Origin of the sequence: Vibrio sp. S/42/10, from assembly GCF_029890535.1 — a bacterium.
Lineage (GTDB): Bacteria > Pseudomonadota > Gammaproteobacteria > Enterobacterales > Vibrionaceae > Vibrio > Vibrio cyclitrophicus.
Window position 1 is genome coordinate 62,826 of the sequence record NZ_JAKMZC010000018.1, and the last position, 23,227, is coordinate 86,052.

Genomic DNA, 23,227 nt, shown 5'->3' on the forward strand with positions numbered 1-23,227 from the left:
CGTAAAAATAAATATTATGATTTCTTGTGATGTTTAACACTAAGGAACAAGCTCATGAATCAATTGCATGGATAGCCAAAACAATATTGTGCTAGTGCTTCTCAATTAAACTCAGATTTCATAAAAGTGCGGGTTTAATAATCTTGGTCAATATCCAAAAAAGCAGTTGTGTTAATGTGCGCGCATTAGCAACAACCAAAAATAATTAAAAATGTTTAAAAGCAATGAGTTAACAATAAACATAGAAGCAATCAATATCGCACTGTCAAAAGTCGAAAATGCGAACAAAATTCAGCTTAATACGTTGAAAGGTTATGTGAGCAGCGAACCAGAACAGGCCGTGCTTGCGTTTCGTTCTTTGAATGAAGTGGAATCGATCGACGACAAGCTTAAGAAGATCATGTCAGAGCTACCACACCTCAGTGGTGAAGCACACCACTTACTGGAAACATCGATCCTATTACAGTAGTGGCCAAGAAAGATAAGTCTCAACTAGCGTGATGAGCTAAGACTTATCTTTTAGCTTTCTGTTTTAGTACTTTTCTAGCAGCTATTTCTAGCTCTATTAGATAATGCCTAAAGCGTTATCGACTTCGCCATGCCCGCTTCCGCATGTCCTGGAATATTGCAGGCAAATTCGACTTGATTATCACCGTGGAAATGCCACAGCATCTGCTTCGCTTTGCCCGACTTAACTGTGACTGTACTTCCCAAATCATGAGCGTGATTACCCATATTTTTCATCATTTCACGATGCTCTAATTGCTCTGAAGCAGAACCAATCGAGAATTCATGATCAATCTTGCCTGTGTTCATCACAACGAACTGCACCACGTCGTTCGGCTCAATATCGACCTTGTTCTTAAAGGTGATTTTCATGTCATCGCTCAGTAGGACATGAACTACTTTATCCGGTTTCTCGCCTTGAGCTGGCATCCCAACTTCTGACATACCTTCCATGTCCATCATTCCATCCATATTCATCATCTTTGAATGGTCCATCTTTCCACTCGTCATCATACTGTGATCCATTTTTGAATGATCCATTTCTCCGCTCTTCATCATCGAATGATCCATACCTGATTGATCCATATTTGATTGGTCACCAGCTGAATGGTCCATTGCAGCAAACGCGGTTGCTGTAGTCAGTGTTAGAGCTATAGCAATTAGTGTCTTTTTCATGATCGTTCCTTAGATTAATTCAGTTATTTATTTGTTAGTTTCACATGTTCATGTGGTGCACCCTTACCTACGCTTGTTTTGGCAAGTAAGTGCTAATAATCAAGACTTTATTTGTTTGTCTCGCTTTGGCTGTGCGTAATCTCACGCTGTTTCCAGAGCTTAAAGATTGCAGGCAACACCAGTAGGGTAAGCAACAGCGCAGAAGCCATTCCGCCTATCATCGGCGCGGCAATTCGTTGCATCACTTCCGAACCAGTACCCTCGCCATACATAATTGGAATGAGACCGATGATCACCGTAAGAACCGTCATCATCACAGGGCGCACACGCAGTCCTGCGCCTTCTCTAATGGCATCGGTTAGATCAGCTTGTTGAAGCGTTTGTTGGTTTTGTTCTGCATCGAGCTTTTTGTAGTGCCACGCTTGGTTGAGATAAACCAACATGATCACGCCTATCTCGACCGCAACGCCTGCAAGTGCAATAAAGCCAACACCCACCGCAATCGAGAAGTTGTAATTTAGGAAATGCATCAACCACAGTCCGCCCACCATAGCCAAAGGAAGTGTTGCCATGATCATCATCACTTCACCGACGCGGCGGAAGCTTAGGTAGAGCAACAACATGATGATGGCGATGGTGATCGGCACAACGACACTCAAACGCTCCTTCGCACGCTCCATGTATTCGTATTGACCAGACCAAGCGAGCGAGTAACCCGCCGGTAATACAACTTGTTCGGCAACGACTTTTTGCGCTTCAGCCACGTAAGAACCTAAATCACGACCATCAATGTCCACGAACACCCAACCGTTAGGGCGTGCGTTCTCCGTTTTGATCATCGGTGGGCCATCTTCATAACGAATATCAGCAACATCAGAGAGAGCAATTCGCGCACCGTTTGGTGTCACTAACGGCAGGTTCTGCAACTTAACGACAGAGTCACGATAGCTTTGTGGATAGCGGACATTGATTGGGTAACGTTCTAGCCCCTCAACGGTTTCGCCCACATTCATGCCACCAACCGCAGTCGAAATAACCTGTTGCACTTCTTTAATGCTCAAGCCATATCGCGCAGCCGAGCGACGTTTGATGTCTATCGTCACATAACGACCACCAGCCACACGTTCGGCATACACAGAAGCCGTACCACTGACACCATTCAAGATAGGTTCAAGTTGCGAACCAATATCTTCAATCACGCTCAGATCCGGGCCTGCGATTTTGATACCAATGGGGGTTTTAATACCAGTCGCTAACATGTCGATACGGGTTTTGATTGGCATAACCCAAGCATTGGTTAAACCGGGGAACTGAATCAGATCATCAAACTCTTTACGCAGCGACTCCGTAGTGACGCCGTCACGCCACTCATCTCGCGGTTTAAGCTGAATCACGGTTTCAATCATGGTTAACGGTGCAGGATCGGTTGCCGTCTCTGCTCGACCAATTTTGCCCCATGTGGTTTCGACTTCTGGAATGTTTTTGATGAGCTTGTTGGTTTGTTGCAACAACTCACGAGCCTTACCTATTGAGATACCCGGATACGTGGTTGGCATGTACATCAAATCCCCTTCGTCCAAAGGAGGAATGAACTCACTACCAAGCTTGCTGGTTGGGTAATAGGCAGACGCCATTAAGCCAAGTGCGATAACAATCATCACCTTTGGATATTTTAAGCTGAGGTTTAGAAGCGGCTTGTACATCGCCACTAAACTGCGGTTAACTGGATTCTTGTTTTCAGGTAACACGTTGCCACGAATAAAGTAGCCCATTAACACAGGCACCAGCGTGATTGCCAAACCGGCTGCTGCAGCCATCGCATACGTCTTGGTAAACGCAAGTGGCGAGAACATCTTGCCTTCTTGCCCTTCTAGCGCGAACACAGGCACAAAGCTCAAGGTAATGATAATCAGAGAGAAGAACAGCGGCGCGCCAACTTCTTCTGCTGCCTTACCAATCACTTGCCAACGGTTTTTGTCAGTGAGCGGAGTCCGTTCAATGTGTTTATGAACGTTCTCAATCATCACTATGGCACCATCCACCATGGCGCCAATCGCAATCGCGATCCCGCCAAGAGACATAATGTTGGCGTTAATACCCTGCCAATGCATAACGATGAATGCGCCTAAGATACCGACAGGCAAACTTAGCGCGATAACCAGTGATGAGCGGATATGGAACAAGAACAGCGCACACACGACGGCAACCACGATGAACTCTTCAGCCAGCTTCTTCCAAAGGTTTTCAACGGCTGAATCAATCAAAGTCGAACGGTCATAAGTCGCGACAATCTCGACACCATCAGGTAAGCCCGCTTGCAGTTCAGCGAGTTTGGATTTAACCGAGTCGATCACTTCACTGGCATTTTCACCAAAGCGCATCACGATTACGCCGCCAACGGCTTCACCTTCACCATTCAGCTCAGAGATACCACGACGCATTTGTGGTCCAAGGTTGATGTCAGCAATGTCACCTAATAGCAGCGAAGTACCTTTGTCGGTCACTTTCAACGGCAGAGATTGAATGTCTTCGATGCTTGTGAGGTAGCCGGTTGTACGAACCATGTGCTCGGCTTCCGCAATCTCAACCACTGACGCACCGGTTTCTTGATTACCATCTTGGATTGCCTTGTTGACTTGCTGAAGCGTTAGGTCGTAAGCACGTAACTTGGCAGGATCAATCTGTACTTGGTACTGCTTCACCATGCCGCCAACGGTCGCCACTTCAGACACGCCTTCTACGGTTTGCAGCTCGTATTTCAAGAACCAATCTTGCAGACTACGAAGCTCTGCTAAGTCGTGCTTACCGGTTTTGTCTTGCAGTACATAGCTGTAAACCCAGCCTACACCAGTTGCATCTGGTCCTAGTGTTGGCTTCGCACTCGATGGCAAGTTAGGTGCAACTTGGCTTAAGTACTCCAACACTCGTGAACGCGCCCAGTACATATCGGTATCGTCATTGAAGATGATATAGACATAGGAATCACCAAAGAACGAGTAGCCACGAACCGTTTCTGCACCCGGAACGGCTAACATCGCCGTTGTGAGCGGATAGGTCACCTGATCTTCGACTACTTGAGGCGCTTGCCCCGGATAGCTGGTTTTGATGATCACCTGGACATCAGAAAGATCTGGGATAGCATCGACGGGCGTATTTTTAACGCTGTATAAGCCGCCAAATACGATGGCGACCGTGGCAACCAGAACCAAGAATCGGTTACTGATGGACCAACGAATGATTGCATTGATCATAGTTCGCCCTCACCCGTGCTATTCGTCGGTTCAAGAGATTTGAGCACATAATCAGAACCTTGCTTCGCCACTAGAAACCGAATGCTTTGACCCTCGGTAAACTCGGATAAATCAAGGTCATCACTTACTTGGAAGTTCATTTCACCCGCCTTCCAATTCCAGTCAGGCACTGGCTTGTGATTTACGGTGATCATGCCAAAATCTGCCATCAACATAGTGATGTCACCTGTTACCCAAACTTCGCCAGCGATCTTGTGTTTGTTGACCTTGTAATCAACAACCTCGTACTGCCCTGACTCTGTCTTTCTCATCTCAAAATCAATTGCCTTACCACGCTGCACGTCACTCATGTCCAAGCCTTCCGCAAAGGTGAAGTTCATCACCATGCCCGGCCAATCCCATTCTGGAACAGGCTGATGGTTAATCGTCACCATGCGACTGCCTTGCATAACATCGGAAATTTCACCGTTTGCCCATACAGTTTCAGCATCTTCCTCAACACCATTGATGCGCGACAGATCAGCTGATTGGCTAGATTCAGAATCCAACATGAAGTGCGCAGAAGTGACAATGTTTTTGCCTTGCTCCAGCCCTTGAAGCACCTCTATTTTTTCGCCAGCTTCACGACCAACCTCAATACGAGCAGAACGATACTTTCCAGAACCTTCTGACATTACCACTCGAGTCATACCACCGGAGTGAATCACCGAAGATCTTGGGATAGTAAGAACGGCTTCATCACTAATGGGTTTCAGCGCAATATTGGCAAACATATTTGGCTTTAGCTCGCCGTGGGGATTGGAGAACTTCAAACGAACGCGCAAAGTTCGAGTTTTTGGGTCAAGGATTGGGTAAACGTAATCGACATTACCTAACCACTCTTTGCCGGGAATCGCATCTAGAGTCATCACCGCATTGCTGACTGATGAGATCCAGTGCGCTTGGCGCTCAAACACTTCGGCATCAACCCATACTTCCCCTAGTGGGCCTGCACTGATCACCGCTTGTTCTGGTGAAAGGTAACCACCTTCTCGAATATTCAGACTTGCAATGACACCATCGGCTGGCGCTTTAATTTTAATGGTTTGCGAAGCTTTGCCTTGTCGCGTAATAGCGCGGATTTGCGTCTTATCAACACCCAAGGTAATCAAGCGTTCAGTCGAGCCCTTGATCAAACCTTTACGACCCGTTTTATAAGCACTGATCAACTCTTCTTGTGCTTTAACAAGCTCTGGAGAATAGAGTGTGAAAAGCACATCACCTTTGTTTACCTTCTCACCCACTGCGTTGATATAGAGCTTCTCAACCCAGCCAGCTGCTCTTACGTTGGTTTGCCACAATGTACTTTCATCAAACGCCACATAACCCACGGTTTCAATCCGAGGAGACAACGCTTCAAAGTTAACTGTTGCTGTTTTGACACCAAGATTATTTTCTACCGACGGGTCGATAAACACAGTTCCCGCCTTGTCTGGTCCCGCACTTGAGTCATCCGCATAAACAGGAATTAAATCCATCCCCATTGGTGACTGCCCCGGTTTGTCTCGCTGATAATTTGGGTCCATCGGAGCCACCCAGTACAGAGGCTCATCCTTGGTTTGTTTACTTACTTCGGCGTCTGTACTTGTTGCCATTGCTGACATGTTATGTGCTGACCCAACGACAAAGTGATTCACACCAAACCCCAATGCACCACCGACCAATAAAGCGATTGTTGCTACTTTTACTGTATTCATTGTCTATTCCCTTATTGATTGGCTGTGTGTTTAGTTGCGCTTGAGTTGAGTTGTGGTTGGTTTACTTGGTATTCAAAACCACTGATTAACGCCGCCAGTTTGCTGTTAACGATATTGAGATCGGTGATCAAACGTTGTTGCTCTAACTTAAGCGCCAGCTCATCGGTCGTTGTTAAAATGACATCGTTAAACTGAGCGGTATTGTTTTGATAACCCCTTTCAACCGCGCTGATTCGGGCTGCGGTTTGAGGAAGCAAGGACGTTTGATAGCGATCTAATCGCTGGATAAGATTTGATCTGTCCACCAGCAATGCGTTCACTTGCGCGTTCATTTGGGAAAGTAAGGTGTCTTTTTGAGATTTAGCCGCACCAACTTGATACTGAGCAGCCGATAAGTTTTTATCTTGTCGATTCCCCGTAAACAGCGGAATGTCGACTGTCAGATAAGCACTCACCAAATCAGAAGCAGGTTCACCCGCCATGTTATTGGCTTGGCGGTACGCATACATCACTTCTACCCCAAACTGCGGGGTATAAGCTTGCTCGGCTAACTCAACCTGAGTTTGATTGGAGGAAATACTGACATCGGAGATCTTAACCAAAGGATGGTCAGTCAGTAGCTGGTAGTGCTTGGTTGAATCGGTATTGGTCGCTAATTTGCTTTCTAACAATGACCAATCGATTTGGTTAGTTGCATTCAATGTGCCCTGAGAATCAAGAACCTGAGAGCCTAGCCAATCAGAACCCAACCATTCAGAAAGCTGAGAGATTAAACGTCGTTGAACCTGTTGGTTTGCCTGAAGTTTCTCATCAAGCTTGCTCACTTGAAGCTGAGCATTAAGCAGATCTTGTGCTTCACTTTTACCAATCGAGTAATTGGTTTGTACATAATTTTCAAGCTCAAGCAACAAACGACGATTTTCACGCATAACACCTTCTGCGACTTTCTGGTAACCCAATTCAAGCCAAAGCTGCGTCATGCTATTCGCAACCGTCAATTCTCTTGCTTGCACCTGCAAAGCTAAAGCATCAGCCTGTTGGCCTGCCTTTTTCTGTTGGAGGTTAAGCGTATCGCCACGCTCAAACTGCTGCATCAACCCTACCGATATATTAGTCATCGGGTCTTCGTCGAATTGAAAGCTATCGACAGGCAAACCGCCAAATCCAACTTTTAATTTCGGGTCCATTAAGGTCGCGTTGGCAATGCCCGTTTCTCGCATCGCTTGAGACTGAGCAAAGTACTGTTTGCGATTTCCATCTTCGCTTAAAGCAATCTCAATCAGTGTATTGAGTTGCTGCGTCGAACTTGCTTGGTCATGTGCTGAAATATCTTGAGCATTTGAAGCTGACGCAGTGGTAGCCGCGAGCGTAGCACTTGAAAACAAGGCCATAGGCAAGGCAGCAGCAACCACTAAGCTCGTGTTCATGACAAACACAGAGGTTGTTGGTTTCATATTCACAATGAATGTCCATATCTAGCGCTAATTAGCGCATAAAAAAGAATGACTTATCAGATTTAGCTAACTGATAGAGCTGTATTTTTAGATATAGATTTATGCAGTGGGCGGGCGTAACAAAGATTGAGCACGTGCGACTTTCTGGCCAATCGTGACCGATTGAAAACGAGCTAATGAAAAGGAAAGTTGATCAACGGCTTGAACAGCCTGAATTGGATAGGGACTTGCAGAACACATTGAGGCACAGCAATCGGCACTCGAACAATGGTTACCCATCATCGAACTGCCGTCTTCGCTCATTGAAGACATATCGTATTGAGCCATCAAAGCATGGGCACTCATGTTAGAGTCTTCAGCGTGTACTTTTTCACTCATCACATGACACCCTGCCATTGAATCATTAACCGAAGTACCGCTGTGGTAACAAGCCGATTTGCTCGACCCCATTTCCATCATCATTACTTCAGTCATCAAGGCTGAGGAGCTTGAGGCATAGCTAGACATCAACATCGCAATGATGCTGAAAACAATAATCCAAGTTTTTCGGAATGTGTTTGTCATAGCTTACCTTTAGGTTTTCAAGGTAACTATAAAGGTTACCCTTAGGGTAAGGTCAATGATGAAGTACACAGATGTGATGAAATTGATGGTAGTTGCTGAATAGATGGACAAAAAGAACACTCAACAAGCAACTGAGTGTTCCTAATACTAAGTTCAATTAATCGTTTACCGGGGTTTGCGCATCATACTCAACTAGCGAATTTTTGAGTGCCTGTAGATCAGAACCACTTAAGTGCTTCCTCAATAATTCAAACTTATCTTCAGGCCAGTCGTATATTTTCATCGAAATCAGTTCTTCAATAACAGACTCGTCGAAACGGTATTTAACCACTTTCGCAGGAGAGCCACCGACAATGCAGTAGGGAGCGACGTCTTTTGTCACAACACTATTTGCAGCAACCACAGCGCCTTCACCAATCGTTACTCCTGGCATTATCATGGCTCGCATGCCTAGCCAAACACCATCTTCAATATGAGTGTCACCCTTGCCGATATACGCGTCTTCAATCACGTCCATAAACGGATACAGTGAAAACCAATCCACTCTGTGAGTATGATTTCCGCCCATGAGAATGACAACTTCTGCGCCAATGCAAACATAGTCACCAATATAGAGTTCGTCGATTTCCCATCGAGGCTCCCACTGGCGGCTGACTTCGTCACCATGTAAATAGCGTACTACCGATTGTTCGAAGCCATTATCCCAACAATCACTGTAATAACTGTGTTGACCTTTTACGTGAATATTGGGGTTGGTTACGATTTCATGCAGCAACTCGAATTTGGACCAATGCTTGTTTTGCATTTTTACCTCTGATTAATCTTTATTAGTTAAATATCAATATACTCGACCATACAGATTCAACGTGCACAGCTTCGCTGACGTAGTAGCAATGGGTGCCCTGATACATCAATAGTGTAGTCACAGTTGAAATGATCGTAATGCCGCTAAAACTAAAAAGGTGTCAGTGGATTCGAGGTTGCTTTAAGAGAGGAAGTAATTTCAAAGTTTGCTCAGTTGGTTATCGATAACTTGGTTAGATAATTTACAGGTGTATTGTATCCGTTAATGCACACTCATTTGACACAAGAATGTGATTAATAAGGTTTCAAATATCGTTTTTAGAATACAAGTTTGAGCCTGTAATTAACACAAACTCAAACTTAGACTCGCTTATTAATTTAGGCTTACGCTTGGGTCTAGGATCAGCGATTACATGCGAGCGAGCTGTACTTTTCTGTCTTTATTCACCACGCAAAAGTTGCCGCGCTTAGTACGACACTTAGAGCATCGCTCACATTCAACAGGACTTCTATCCCCTTCCTTCCAACGCTTAACTAAATGAGGCTCTGATAGCAGAGGTCTTGAAAGCGCGAAGTATTCAATACCCGTGTTATTAGCGATGGCTTCAATCGCATCGAAATCTGTCAATCCACCCACAGTGATCACCGGAATATTAACGTCTTGGCTGATAGCATGACCATATTCGTGAAAATAACCTTCAGCTTGAATAGTGAATCCATCGTGATATTCGCCAATCATGGTGTCGGCTTTACCATGGATGTTGCCTGACACCACGATGCCATCAACACCAATTTCTTCAAGCTTCTTACACACCGATCGAGTTTCATCAAACGTCACTCCGCCCTCGAAAAACTCAGAAGCTGTAAGCTTAACTAAGATAGGAAAGTCATCACCTACCAACTTACGAGTCGATGTGTAGATCTCAAGCAAGAATCTCATACGATTTTCTAAGCTACCGCCGTATTCATCTTCACGTTGGTTGTAATAAGGGCTTAAGAACTGGTTAATCAGGTAGGTGTGTGCAGCATGAATCTCAACGCCATCAAAGCCTGATTTTTGTGCTCTCAAAGACGCTTGAGCAAAGGCATCAACAATGTAGTCGATCTCGTCTTTGGTCATCGCTTTGCCTAGTGTTTGAGTTCCTTTTTCCGGAACCTCGCTTGGTGCGTAGATCACTCGTTCGCCAAGATCATGCGTGGTTTTGGTGCCACCATAAGCCAATTGCATTACTATGTTAGAGTCGTTGTCGTGCACCAGTTGAGTCAGTTTCTGATACTCTGCAATGAATGAGTCGTTATACATCCCCATCATGCCCGCATTAGGCTTTTCTTCTTCAACGATGTTCGCGTAACCCGTCACGATCAGGCCGACTTCACCTTGAGCCAACTCTTCGTAGATAGCGTACAGTTTATCTGTCATATGCCCATCCTCGGTGGCCATATTTTCCCACGTTGCACTTCTCATGAAGCGATTCTTTAGTGTCATCTTGCCAATGTGGGTTTCTGTAAACAAAGTGCTCAAGTGTCTTCCTCTCAAAATCGTATTACGCAAGTTACCCATTAAGCATGGGCACTGATTCAAGCGGATAGTACAGAGAATATGGCAGGTAAAACTTAATCTAGATTAAGAGAGCGCCACTCTTATATGAGAGAGGTATAGAAAGCATCAAAAAGAGATAAAAAAGATTGGAGAAATGGTAATAAAAGAAAGTCGCTCAACTTTAATAAGCGACTTTGTTCAATTTAATCTGGACTAAGTCAATGGTTCTTACGAGAGGTGTCCACCTGCGAATTGCTACCTGCTAACAGCTATTTAAACTCATAGGTGTAAGACGCACCAACACTGTTATTCTCACCGAAGTCATCATCAGCAAAAATAGTGAAGAAATTGAACGACTGGGCGTCACTCAATTTGTAGCTAGCACCGACCCCTGCCCAATAGCCTGAATAATCATCAGAACCCATAGAGCCACCACCAAAGCCCATGATAGACCACTCTTCAGTTATCGTTTTCAGACCAAATGCACCAATATAACCGCCATGAGTCGAACTCGGCATCAATACATAATCAGAACCCACATTCTCATCATAGAATACCGCCACTTCACCATCGTTATAGCTGTAGCCAGCCATCGGGAAGATTTGCCAACCAAAGGGTTCGATATCGAAATAACTCAATGGAACAAATGTTCCGATACTGTAGTTATTCTTGTAAGCATCGTTGTCGTATTCAGAGCGACTAAAGTTGAAATTGACGATCCCCAAAGGCAATAGCCATGAGCCGCCCACTCGCCATTCTTCGCCGTCTGCATTAACGCGCGCGTTGATCATTCGCGCTTCATCAAGCCCGATAGAACCCGAAAACTTAAGCTCTTCGTTATATGCAACGCCGGCTTTAGTTACGATCTTGGTTGGATCATCCGGATGCTTCTCTTCAGAAAAAGCACCCATCGAGCACAGTGTCATTGCTGCAACAATTAATAGATTATATTTTGTCATTAGAAGGTCGCACTAACGCCAACAAAGTGGATGCGACCGTCGAATGAGCCGTTTAGCAAAGTATTACCTTTTGGTCCACTTCGATTCATATCAACTGAACCTAAATCCGCATACTCGTAGAACATATCAATCAAGATATCATCCCAATACGTTGAAGCACCTACCGAATAGCGATACTGTTCGCCTACAGGAAGGTCAACCCACTGCATTGATGGATCATCTTGTGGTGAGGTCTCATAAGAGAAGCCGGCTTTCAAACGCCAGTCTGAGTTAAGTTGGTAATCTGCACCAACCGCAAACTTCCACACGTCGTCCCAATCGCGTTCAAGTGGAACACCACTAATTGGGCTTCCAGCAACACCAAAATCAAGAACTGTTGTATCCCACTCACTCCAACGATGTAATTGCACACTAGCCAATAAGTCGAGCTTTGGGTTAAGTGCGTAACTAGCGCTGATATCAACGATCTCTGGTAAAGCAAGATCCATAGCTAGAGAGTTAGAAAAATCTTCTACCCCTCTTAACTCATTATTAAACTCGTGCTCAAGCTTTGACCGATAGCTAGCACCCAACTTAAGTTTATCCGACGGCGTAAACATTACACCTAGGTTATAACCATAAGCCCAGTCAGTGTCTTGCTTTGCTGTAAAAACAGAGGATGACTGTTGTAACGCAGCCCAACTTAACTGGATACCGGCACCAACCGACCACTGGTCATTCAGTTGGTAGCTTAGTGATGGGTTTACTTGCATCGCAGTGAGGGTGATATCTTCTAAGAGTTCAGCTCCCGCCCACTCACTGCCGTAATCAAGGCTAGAGCCCCCTACTGCACCCAGCGCGATACCAAGGTGTAATTTGTCAGTCACTTGGTGAGCGTGAAAGGCACCAAATGACGGCATTACGGAATGAGCTTTACCATCTGGATTACCATCGTTGTCTTGATATTGCATCTCAAGATCAAACGCCATGGTGTTGATGGTCGTTTTGCTTTCGCCCATATGAGACATGGTGGCAGGGTTCGTCCACATTGCAGCAGCAGAGCGAGTATAAACACCGTCCCCGGCGCCGGTAGTACCAGCATTGGCGACGACAGCTTCTTGTAAAAACAGACCACTTGCGAAAGCATTTAAACTTGTAAAAATTGCGGTGGCAGCTAGCGAGTAAGTAAAAGTTTTGTTCATCAGATTGCTCATTTAGCCTTAGACATTAAATTGCTCTAAGGCTACCGCAAAGTCCCATAAACAAAGGTAATAACGATTATTCCTGTACAAGCCCTACTTAAAGGTTCTGGGAAGATATTTTCGTGGTTTATCGTTATGAGTTTCACGCTGGATGGCAATCGTTCTGTTCTTCCTTGCTCCAACTTTGATTTGATACCAAGTCTCTAAAAACAGCGCAATACCAGGGCTAGACCACCACGTTTTATTGTAGAGCTTCTTATTGGCGGCAAAGACATCTGGCGATCGATTAGCACACTCAAGTGCTAACGCATAAGCTTCAGCGTAAGGATCTTCTGCAATCTTGGTCACCAATCCATATTCTTTCGCAGTTTCACAGTCGATCACCTTCGCGGTCATCGCCATTTCCAAAGTATGATCCTTACGCATAAGTTCACGAAATGCGATGGCGCCCCCCATGTCAGGAATCAAACCCCATTTCGCTTCTAATATCGAGAAGTTGGCGTCTGGGCTAGCAATTCTAAAATCACCGCCGCTGACTAACTGTAGACCTCCTCCCCAGCAACGCCCATGTATCGCAAAAATCACCGGGCATGGGATATCTCGCCAGCCAATAGAGAAGTATTGCGCAGCATTCGGCAACGTTGGCCACCATTTAAATAGAAGCTTCAATGCCCCAGCTTTACTATTCAATAAAGACTTAACATCAAGCCCTGAACAAAAATCCGCGCCATTCCCCTTCACTATAACAACGCGAATCTCGGTATTCTTTTTTAGCTCCCTGATCATAGTGTTAACGCCTTGAAACATCGCCATATCAATAGCATTCAGCTTATCTGGACGGTTCAATACTACGGTCGCGATTTGGTTTTCATCGATGGAACAAGTGATACGAGAAAGGTCGGTCATGTGGGCTACTCAACTAAGTGGTCAGACCTTTAGGTTATACATCTTGTTAACATATGCAAAGTTTGCGTATGAGAAGCGAGACCTGTGTTGCTTAACACCTCCCCTTTACACAAACGACATGAATAAAAAAAGCAGTGATGGATCGCTCCATTCACGGCCTTTCATACTTGTTCCAATGAACAATGAACCGAGCTCTTAACTTACTATCCGTTAATTTACGCTCTTCGAGATTTCAGTAACAAGAAGATGAAATAACTGCCGCCAATAATGGAAACTAAGGTTCCTGCCGCAAGCTGCGCGGGGAACACCACCACTTGACCTAGCCAATCGGCAAATAGCATCAATGCTGCGCCAATCAAAAACGCCAAGATAATCTGCTCTCGAACCAAACGAGCCCCTACCATTACAGCGATATGCGGAGCTAACAAGCCGACAAATGCGACAGGCCCCATGGTGGTTGTCACGACCGAACATAAGATCGCAACAATACACAACAAGGCGACGTAGGCGATGTTGATATTCAACCCTCTGGCACTCGCGAACTGACGTCCAGTCGCAATTAAGGTCACCCAACGACTCAACAATAGAGCAACACCTATGCAAGCCGTAATCACGACAGCCATTATAGTGGCAGACTCAGGTTCAACACGATAGGTAGACCCTGCTAACCAAGCCAATAAGGTGTATTTCCCCTCACCTACTCGCGTTAGAGAAAATTGCACTAAAGCTTCCAGTACTGCGGTCAGCGAGATACCTGTCAGGATCAGAATAGACGGTGCAAACTGATGCTTCTTGCCAAGAAATAGCAATAAACAGAGTGCAATCGCACTGCCTAAAAACGCAACCCACGGGCTTAGTGAGTGAATCGAGTATCCCATAAACAGACTACTGAAAATCAGCGCTAACACCGCACCTGCCGATACGCCAAGAATGTCTGGGCTTGCAAGTGGGTTATAAACCAACCTTTGTAAAATCACACCAGCCACTGCCAAACCGCCACCAGCGAATATCGCCGTTAACATTCTCGGCCAACGAATCGACCATTCAAATACATCGGGGATAACGAAGTAGCCCATATCTGAAGAAGGCTGAGACAATGTACTCAACGCCAGCAACCCGAGGATCATCGAGCCCAACAAGAAGTAAGCCAAAGATGAAATAGACTTCGGCCCTTTAGGCATCGAGAAAAATAGCTGATCTTGAGCAGACATTTGCTTGCGAGCAATAATGATCAACGCTGGAGCACCAATCACCGCGGTTGCCGTCCCTGTTGGAATCATATCTAAAGACCATTGCGCCAAGAATATCGCCAAGCTGTCGGTGACACAGAGTAATAACGCACCTAATACACAGCTTGCGACGAGTTCAGATTTGGCCTTTAGAAAACCTAAATGCCTAGCAATGTTTGGAGCTATCAAGCCGATAAAGCTGATCACGCCTACCGAGGTAATCGATACTGAAGCCAACCAAACGCCAACCGCCATCAATACAAAGAATGTTGCGCCAATATTGAGCCCGCGCGCTGCTGCCCCTTCAGTCCCGATCGAAAGCAAAGTCAGGATTCTTGGCGCCAACAAGAAGATGGCGAAGATCGGCAGCAACTTAGGCATCAGCCAAATTATTTGTTCCCAACCGTTCTGTCCTAGATCGCCCGCCCCCCATACAAACAGATTTTGAGCGTACTGGTCGTTAAGCAGAATAATCGCCGTTGCAAATGCCCCTAGCAATAAGTTGATCGCCATGCCCGCCAATACAATTGGCAAGCCGCTCATATTTTTGATTCCGACAATCGAAACAATCAGCCCCATAGCAAGCAATGCCCCGACTAGCGCAAACCAAACCGAATATTGAGCAACTAACATTGGCGCCACCACATTCAGAATAACCAAACCAAGCCATGCACCTGATGATGTACCTAAAGTTAACGGCGACATCATGCGATTCTGAGTCAGCTGCTGGAACAAACTACCTATGGTGCCAAGTGTTCCACCAACCAAGATCGCCATCACCAAGCGAGGTAAATTGACATAGGTTAACGCCATCAGCTCGAATGAATCATCGACCATTACGTTGAATGTTGCGATATCACTGATCTGTGAGGCTTGCTGAAGCAACTCACCAATAGGGCCAAATTCCGACTGCCCTAACCACAAATGAATAAGGGCAGCACAAAGCAGCGCAGCCCCCATCATAAAACCACTGGATTTCATTACTGCTCCGCTAGCGTCAACAACGAGTGCGCCATGGCTTCTGTGTTATACAAAATCGACATTGCACCGCCGTAACTCCAACTTGCGGCTACTGGACTAAATTGACCATTACGAACAAAGGGCATGCTCTTCCAAACCGGAGAACGGTCTAGCTTGTCTTGATATGGGAAAGGTTCAAAGTAAAGCGCAATCCCCTTCTTCACGTTCTTAAGCTCGGTCATACGCTTTTGACTGATACCCCACTGACTTGCAGGAAGATCCATCGCATTGTCAAAGCCAAGCTGCTCAAGTGCATATTGTGGAATAGAGTTATCACCGTAAATGTATACAGAAGTCGTGCTCGCAAAACGGAAAGAGGTAACTTTCGGCTTGTCGCCTGGATACGCTTGGTCTAACTCAGCTTTTAGAACAGCGATACGTTCATCCATTGCGGCCAATTTTTGGTTCGCTTGTTCTTCTTTACCAAGCAATTGACCTATCTTCTTGAAGTTCTCGATAGCCGCCGCTGCATTGCTGTGCTGGTCACTGTATGTTTGGTAGTAAAGCACGGGCGCAATTTCAGAAAGTCGTTGCTGAAGATCTTTCTGAGGCGAAGCGATAAGAATCACATCAGGGTTTAGCTTCTTCAAAGCAGAGAAATTAGGCTCAGTTCGAGTGCCAATATCTGCCACGCCTTCTGGAATCGCAGGTTGAACAACCCAATCTGTATAGCCAGCGATATCAGGCACTGCCACTGGTGTTACACCGAGTTCAATCACTTGTTCGGCTATGTCCCAGTTCAGCGCAGCCACTCTAACAGGCTGAGCTTCAAGGGTTTTAACACCCTCACTGTCTTCAACTTGAAAGTTGGCCATCGCTTGAGCTGATAACAACAAGCTCAATGAGACAATGAACGAACTCACTTTAGGGACACGAGAAGTAAAATAGTTGGCTTTCATATAATCACTGTCACTTTTTAATTGTTTATTTAACGACAAAAGCAGCCCACACAGGCTGCTTAGATTTATGTATTCAAATAAATTAGAACTCGTAGTTCACGCTGAGTTCTACAGACTGCTCAGCACCGAACCAGCAGTTCGATTGATCGTAACAGGCATAGTATTCTTCATTGAAGATATTATTTACGGCTAAGTTAGCAGTAGCGCCTGATAAAGTATCACTCGCTGCACCTAAGTCATAACCTACAGACAGGTCAACCACTGTGTACGCAGGTACTTTACCTTGAGTATTACTCGCATCCATTTGCATTTCGCCAACATAACGAGCACCAGCACTGAATCGGGAGCCCGCTAGCATGCCGTTAAATACGTTGTAGTTAGCCCACAAGTTCGCAGTATGTTCAGGTACATAGATTGGCGTAGTGCCCTCTAGGCCATTACTCGTGTCTTCTGTTATTTCCATATCGACGTAAGTGTAAGCTGCCGCAATATCAAAGTTCTCAGTAGCAAACCAACGGCCTGATAGTTCAGCACCTTGCGATACCACTTCACCCACTTGAATTCTTGGTCCATAGACGTTTGTCGGATCTGTCATCAACATATCTTGCTTAACAATATGGAATAAAGAAACCGTCGCTTCTTTCGACATATCATCAGACAGGTATTTCACACCAATCTCAGCTTGCTGCGCCATTTCAGGATCAAATTCGTTGCCACTCTTATCAACACCCGGAGCTGGCTCGAAACTGGTCGCGTAACTCGCAAATGGAGATAGACCATTATTAAGTTCGTATAAACCACCTACACGATAAGTAAATTGCTTGTGATCAGATTCATGTGCGTAGTAATCGCTTTCTGACTTGTAGTGATCAAAACGAGCACCTGCAATTAGGACAAGAGCATCTAAACGAACTTGGTCTTGAAGGTATAAGCCAAGTTGGCTTGATGTGGTGTCATCAAGATACTCACCCGTTTTTGTTACATCGCTACGATCGAGGAGATCATTGTTAGGGTTCAACGGGTCGAAGCTATTGAAACCACTTCCGTTAGCGCTATAAGACGAGTAATTTACGTCTCCATCCATATTTTGATAATCGATACCAACTAACACATTGTGTTCTATTGAACCAGCTTTGATAAGACCACTCAATTGGTTATCAATGACAAAGCCTTTAAAGCTTTCATCTGTAGAATACAAGTATCGACTAAGTTGATTCGGCGTATTTGAATCGTAGCTCACATGGTAAGTGTTCTCTTGGTAAAGAGATGCATCGGTATAACGAGCATTCTGTAAGAATGTCCAATTATTATTGAAGTCGTGGTTAATCTTATAACCAACCATCAACACTTCACGTTCAAATTTACTCCAGTTCTTATCACCCATAGAAACAGATGGGTTGCTTGCTTTCAGAACATCTAATGGCATTGAAGAGTTGATGCCCATTGAAGGATCGTTTTGGTAATAAAGGTTGAAGTTGATTAATGTGCTGTCTGTTGCTTGCCAGTCTACAGAAGGGGCAATTAAGTAACGTTCTTCTTCAGCGTTATCAACTTGGCTATCTTGTTTGCGAGCAAGTGCGATCAAACGGTAAGAGAAATCACTGTCACCAAACTGGCCAGTGGTATCAATCGAAGCTTCTTGTAGGTTTCGCGAACCTGTCGCGACACCAACCTTCGTTGATTTTTCAGTTTGCGGAGCCTTAGCGATCATGTTCACCATGCCGCCCGGTGGCATCGCTCCATAAAGTACAGAAGTCGGTCCTTTAAAAATCTCAACTTGTTGCATTGCGATAGGATCAATCTGCGGCTGTAAGTTCCAGCCATTCAATTGTTGAAGTGATAAACCATCGTAATAGTTAACGTTATTGGTTTTAAAACCGCGTATAGAGTAAGAATCGAACATGGCTACAGAGCCACCTCGGTTTTCAGTTACAACACCCGGTGCATAACGAAGGGCTTGGTTCAAAGATTGAACACCTCGTTGCTCTAACTGTGCTTCATCAATAACCGTAATACCTTGAGGCGTTTCTTCTGGTTCAAGTGCCGATTTGGTTGCGGTATTACGATACGCTTTGCCCATAATAGTGACAGTTTCTATATTCGAATCTGCTGCTGTAATAGTATCTTCCGCCAACGCTTGCGTTGAAAACGCCGTCAGCAACGCAACTGCCAATGATGAATACTTAAAACGAGTGTGAGTGGTCATAATTCCCTCGGTACCAATGCTTAATATAAATAATAATAAATCTCATTTGCATTGTATGTATCTATGAATGGGATAATTAACAATTTGGTGCAAATTCCAAAAGAACTTGACTTATTTTGACTAAAAAGCAGCCAATTGATGATTAAAACGGCAATTAGCTGTGATGAGAGGGAGGGCTTTATAGAAAGAAATTTGAATAGATATGACTACGATTTTATAATAGGAACCCAATATTCCATTTCGGCATCAGCGGCGTGCGCTTGATAGCTAAATGGGTATACTTCGAGTTCGTAACCATCCACACCGCGATAACCAGAGTTCGGCAGCCAATTAAGAACAAACCAACTTAAGGTATGTCGCAGGTTTTCTATAGGACCACAATGTTTGACCACGGCGTAGGTTTGCTTAGGGATAGTTAACACCTCTAATTTATCAGAGATAATGCTCGGTAATTGAGGGATTGATATTCCATCGTGTAACTCAACGCCAGCCCAATAATGAATATTCGTGCCATCAAAGCAAGACTGAGTTAGGTCGACGACACCAACAAGCTGAAGCACATTATCGTTTGGAATCGTAACTTCATGTTCTAAACGAGACCAAAGTTGTGGAACTTTTTGTGCGAAGTCTTGTGTCAGTGAAAATAAACCGCTGATTTCTGATGTCATACCCTTAACAAGAAATGACTCTCTCTCATCAATACGAACTTTCACAAAACTGAGAGCACCATGATCAGCAGCGCTTTTAGTTTCAGAAACCTGAATCGGCTTTCTAAGCCCAACTCTTTTGCCTGCTTTTCTATATTGGCTCGGGCTAACCCCAAACATCTGCTTAAACGAACGACTAAAACTAATTTCTGAGTTGAATCCAAGACCAAGTGCAACATCTATCACACGTTCTTTTCCATCAAGTAGCTCTTCCGCAGCTTGGCTCAGCTTAAGCTCCCTTACATAATTGGCTACGGTGAGCCCAGTTTCGGCTTGAAACACCCTTTGTAACTGCCAACGAGACCAACAACTTTGCTTAGCAATATCTTCTAGAGATAACGCAGAACTAAGGTTCGTATGGATATATGCCAGAACGCGACTGATGCGATCAAATGCTGGTGTGTTCATATTCAAGCTTTCATCTTCTCTTTAGTTGGCAGTGGCAAACTGGGTTCACCCGTACTTTTATCATTTAACAAGGTCTTTATCACTTAAAACAAGCAGTCCATGTACTGTTTATAAGTATCAAAAACGACCAACGTTCGAAGTAGATGCTCCAATTTGTGTGGTTCTCCTCGATTATGTTCGCTATGATAACGCAACTGATTCTCATTTGATGGTTTAAAATGCTTTCCCAACTACACAATATTGTCACTCGTAGGAGAGCCCCTTCTCTGCACCAAAAAATCTTCGCTTATTCAAAACAGGTAACCCCTTACCTAAGCGGTAGTTATGGTTCTCTGAGCAGTAAAAGCATCGCAATAACGAATGTCCAGAGTCATATAGAGATCAAACGCGTTTATGATGGCATTGCACAGAGTCACCCTGAAGCAGGCAAAGCCTATTGGTTAACTCGAACTTGGGATCTCGTTTGTTGGCAACCGATTTATGTGACTTTCATTTCTATTTATGGGCTTCGTTCGTTGCCTGATATTAAGAATATTGGCCAGTTTAGGTACAAAGAATTTGTCACAGGTTATCGCTTCTTTAACGGTGATCATCAACACGGTACACCGGAAGAATTGATCCCACATGCCGGCAAAGCCATTCTTGATCTTACTGAGTTTTATCGTAGCCAAATAAGTGAATGGACTCGTATTCGACCAGGGTTTACCAATCACTTACTGGCTGATTTGTTGTTAGCCAGTTTGATAAAACTACAACAACATGAACCGAGCCTGACTAACGACTACATCACATCGCAAGCTAAGCTTTGGTTAGACGCATGCCAATTACCTGACAGCCACTTAGACAGCCTTAAGATTGATTCAGGTTCAGGTATGCTTAAACTGATCAGAATCAGTTGCTGCCTCGTCTATAAGTGTGACTCGGGGAAATATTGTGACGACTGTCCTAGGCACCCTGACAACAGAAAAACCGCTTAGCAATACCCATTATTCTAAAAGACCAATATAGAGAGCCGCTTTCATTAGGCACTGTCATTGGTCTTGATACAGGACCGATATGTTTCAGCTTTCAAATATCAACATCGTTCGAGACAACCGAACTATCCTATCTGTTGAAGACCTTATTATTCCGACCGATGAACTCACCGTCGTTCTGGGTCACAACGGTTCAGGGAAATCAACGCTAGTTAATTTGCTATCCGGACAAATAGCTCCAGATTACGGCACAGTTCAATTAGAAGGCGCTTCCCTGTCCTCGTTAAAAAGCAAAGACTTAGCCAAGAAAATTGCCTATCTGCCTCAAAAATTGCCCGCTTCTGCAGGTTTAACGGTGAAAGAGTTGGTTCGTTTAGGTCGCTTCCCATGGAGAGGAGCATTAGGCCGTTGGAACTCTGAAGATAAATCTATTATCCAACGAGCAATGGAAAGAACTGGCGTTGCTGAATTCTCACAGTCACTTGCGGATGATTTATCTGGCGGCGAACGTCAACGAGCGTGGGTCTCGATGTTACTGGCTCAGCAATCGCCTGTACTCATCCTTGATGAACCAACTTCTGCATTGGATGTTCACCATCAGTTTCAGTTAATGGGTTTGCTTTCTGAACTCAACAAAAAGGAAAACGTTGGGGTGATCGTCATTTTGCATGATTTGAACCTTGCACTGCGTTACGCTACACATATTGTCGCTCTAAAAAAAGGACAGATAGCATTTGAAGGCAGCGCCGATAAGTTGCTCGATGAACAAGCATTGTCTGCACTGTATGAATCACCTATCCGATTGATCGATCATCCCGTTCCAGCTAAGACAGCCGCGAGTGAAAAAGTGGCGGTAGTCTGCGAATAGTTCACGCTTTCAAGCGCTTTAAACCAACTACTAGCCCCATCCCCCCCCACCACCAAAAAAACAAAGGCCACTGAATCTCAGAACTTCAATGGCCTTCTTGGAATTTTTACTCGCTAGTTAAGCTGAGACTCTCTCGCTTCTTGGCTACTAAAACCACGCAAAATATTAATCAGAGTAACCAGCGTGAACACAATGATCACGAGCGATAGGTGCCATGCTTCCCCGAGTCCTAATTGGACTAGCCCCATACTCACCATTGAAGATACGACCATTTGCCCACCGCCCGACATCGCAGCCGCCGCGCCTGCGTTCTTTTTATATGGCAACATCACCAAAGCTTGAGCACAAGGTAACGCGATACCATTACCAAGTATCATCAAGAACTGACCAATCATTAAGTACAGTGGTTCAAGTGGACAGAAGAAAAGCCACAAGGCCGCACAGATATGCAATATAGGTGTGCATAACAGTGTTTTCTTATTACCTAGTATCGGACGAATACGATTACAAAGACTTGTTCCGCCAAGCATGCCTAATGCAGGAATCACCGCCCACATCGCGTATTCGTCGGATGTCATACCGATCTGGTTTTGCATGATAAACGGCATCACTGACACAGTAGTGATCATCAAGCTAAAGTTGAGCCAGCCTATACTCGCAAAGCTCATAAAATAACGAGAGGTGAGTAATTCCTTGTATTGTGCAATCATTTTCTTTGGTGAAGGAATCGCCGAGAATTGAGTGACCGTTTCTTTAAATTTGAACGCCAACACGACCCAAGCAAAAGATACGTATCCAAGTAACGAGATAAACACCATGCTCCAACCAAAGTGGAAGTTGATAAACCCACCAATAACGGGCGCGATCAGAGGTGTAATAGATGCAACCATTGCGATATAGGACATTGCCAGCGGCAAATCAGAACCACTAAAACGATCTCGTGTTGAGGCACGAGCCAGTACCGCACAGCAACCCGTACCTAAACCTTGTAAGAACCTTCCCATTACTATGTTGGTGAACGAATGACTGAAGAATATAATCATCAACAAGCCAAGCATTGCGATTAATAAGCCGCTTAGCAGTACTTTTTTACGTCCCAGAGCATCAGAAATAGGGCCATAAATAAATTGAGAAGGGCCAAAACCTAACAAATACACACTCACCAAAAGCTGAGCTTGCTCTAGTGACACATCGAAGTCTTTGGCAATCCAAGGTAAAGAAGGAAACACCAACCCCATACTGAGTTGGCCAATGCTGATGACCAAACACGCGAGTAAGATCGATTTAAAATCAAATCGACGACTCATGATGTAAAGTATCCAAAAGAACAGCTGTTTTG

18 protein-coding genes are annotated in these 23,227 nt (G+C 44.7%); 3 read left to right on the forward strand and 15 right to left on the reverse strand.

The features are described from left to right. Positions 1 to 211 precede the first annotated feature (211 nt). The gene (locus L8S15_RS17915) at positions 212 to 469 is read left to right on the forward strand and encodes a hypothetical protein (RefSeq protein ID WP_280574501.1); all 258 of its coding nucleotides are present in this window, start codon (positions 212 to 214) and stop codon (positions 467 to 469) included. A 107-nt stretch (positions 470 to 576) separates the two neighbouring features. On the opposite strand, the gene L8S15_RS17920 is transcribed toward L8S15_RS17915, so the two are convergent. From L8S15_RS17920 to L8S15_RS17985, 14 genes are all read right to left on the reverse strand, one after another. Further along, complete coding sequence (locus L8S15_RS17920) at positions 577 to 1,182, reverse strand: hypothetical protein (RefSeq protein WP_016768147.1); 606 nt, start codon at positions 1,180 to 1,182, stop codon at positions 577 to 579. A gap of 107 nt (positions 1,183 to 1,289) precedes the next feature. Further along, on the reverse strand, positions 1,290 to 4,433 hold the full coding sequence (locus L8S15_RS17925; protein WP_280574502.1) for an efflux RND transporter permease subunit: 3,144 nt from the start codon (positions 4,431 to 4,433) through the stop codon (positions 1,290 to 1,292). Then, the gene (locus L8S15_RS17930) at positions 4,430 to 6,169 is read right to left on the reverse strand and encodes an efflux RND transporter periplasmic adaptor subunit (RefSeq protein ID WP_280574505.1); all 1,740 of its coding nucleotides are present in this window, start codon (positions 6,167 to 6,169) and stop codon (positions 4,430 to 4,432) included. The genes L8S15_RS17925 and L8S15_RS17930 overlap by 4 nt, the downstream gene beginning before the upstream one ends. A gap of 11 nt (positions 6,170 to 6,180) precedes the next feature. Then, entirely contained in the window at positions 6,181 to 7,623 is a 1,443-nt protein-coding gene (locus tag L8S15_RS17935) for a TolC family protein (RefSeq protein ID WP_016768149.1), read from the reverse strand. A 99-nt stretch (positions 7,624 to 7,722) separates the two neighbouring features. Next, positions 7,723 to 8,187, reverse strand: a complete 465-nt coding sequence (locus tag L8S15_RS17940; RefSeq protein WP_010430346.1) for a hypothetical protein — start codon at positions 8,185 to 8,187, stop codon at positions 7,723 to 7,725. A 157-nt stretch (positions 8,188 to 8,344) separates the two neighbouring features. Further along, on the reverse strand, positions 8,345 to 8,992 hold the full coding sequence (locus L8S15_RS17945; RefSeq protein ID WP_016785339.1) for a CatB-related O-acetyltransferase: 648 nt from the start codon (positions 8,990 to 8,992) through the stop codon (positions 8,345 to 8,347). 408 nt (positions 8,993 to 9,400) lie between these two features. Then, positions 9,401 to 10,513, reverse strand: coding sequence for an NADH:flavin oxidoreductase (locus tag L8S15_RS17950; RefSeq protein ID WP_022571036.1), 1,113 nt, complete (start codon positions 10,511 to 10,513; stop codon positions 9,401 to 9,403). A gap of 287 nt (positions 10,514 to 10,800) precedes the next feature. Further along, positions 10,801 to 11,490, reverse strand: a complete 690-nt coding sequence (locus L8S15_RS17955; protein ID WP_280574508.1) for a hypothetical protein — start codon at positions 11,488 to 11,490, stop codon at positions 10,801 to 10,803. Then, on the reverse strand, positions 11,490 to 12,671 hold the full coding sequence (locus tag L8S15_RS17960; protein WP_016768151.1) for an outer membrane protein transport protein: 1,182 nt from the start codon (positions 12,669 to 12,671) through the stop codon (positions 11,490 to 11,492). Before L8S15_RS17960 ends, L8S15_RS17955 begins: the two co-directional genes overlap by 1 nt. A 93-nt stretch (positions 12,672 to 12,764) precedes the next feature. Beyond that, positions 12,765 to 13,577, reverse strand: a complete 813-nt coding sequence (locus L8S15_RS17965) for a crotonase/enoyl-CoA hydratase family protein (protein WP_280574509.1) — start codon at positions 13,575 to 13,577, stop codon at positions 12,765 to 12,767. 215 nt (positions 13,578 to 13,792) lie between these two features. Beyond that, the gene (fhuB, locus tag L8S15_RS17970) at positions 13,793 to 15,787 is read right to left on the reverse strand and encodes a Fe(3+)-hydroxamate ABC transporter permease FhuB (protein ID WP_016768154.1); all 1,995 of its coding nucleotides are present in this window, start codon (positions 15,785 to 15,787) and stop codon (positions 13,793 to 13,795) included. Continuing rightward, complete coding sequence (locus L8S15_RS17975; RefSeq protein WP_016790287.1) at positions 15,787 to 16,725, reverse strand: iron-siderophore ABC transporter substrate-binding protein; 939 nt, start codon at positions 16,723 to 16,725, stop codon at positions 15,787 to 15,789. The genes fhuB and L8S15_RS17975 overlap by 1 nt, the downstream gene beginning before the upstream one ends. Before the next feature lie 82 nt (positions 16,726 to 16,807). Continuing rightward, positions 16,808 to 18,931, reverse strand: coding sequence for a TonB-dependent siderophore receptor (locus L8S15_RS17980; protein ID WP_016768156.1), 2,124 nt, complete (start codon positions 18,929 to 18,931; stop codon positions 16,808 to 16,810). Between the two features lie 206 nt (positions 18,932 to 19,137). Next, positions 19,138 to 20,046: an AraC family transcriptional regulator gene (locus L8S15_RS17985; protein ID WP_016785346.1), complete on the reverse strand. Its 909-nt coding sequence runs from the start codon at positions 20,044 to 20,046 to the stop codon at positions 19,138 to 19,140. 218 nt (positions 20,047 to 20,264) lie between these two features. On the opposite strand from L8S15_RS17985, the gene L8S15_RS17990 reads away from it, so the two are divergent. Next, the gene (locus tag L8S15_RS17990; protein ID WP_010430396.1) at positions 20,265 to 21,023 is read left to right on the forward strand and encodes a siderophore ferric iron reductase; all 759 of its coding nucleotides are present in this window, start codon (positions 20,265 to 20,267) and stop codon (positions 21,021 to 21,023) included. A gap of 79 nt (positions 21,024 to 21,102) precedes the next feature. Continuing rightward, positions 21,103 to 21,888 carry an ABC transporter ATP-binding protein gene (locus L8S15_RS17995; protein ID WP_171387198.1) on the forward strand — a complete coding sequence of 262 codons (786 nt, stop codon included), beginning with the start codon at positions 21,103 to 21,105 and terminating at the stop codon, positions 21,886 to 21,888. A 113-nt stretch (positions 21,889 to 22,001) separates the two neighbouring features. Here L8S15_RS17995 and L8S15_RS18000 read toward each other — a convergent pair whose 3' ends face one another. Then, on the reverse strand, positions 22,002 to 23,195 hold the full coding sequence (locus L8S15_RS18000) for a multidrug effflux MFS transporter (protein WP_010430412.1): 1,194 nt from the start codon (positions 23,193 to 23,195) through the stop codon (positions 22,002 to 22,004). Positions 23,196 to 23,227 lie beyond the last annotated feature (32 nt).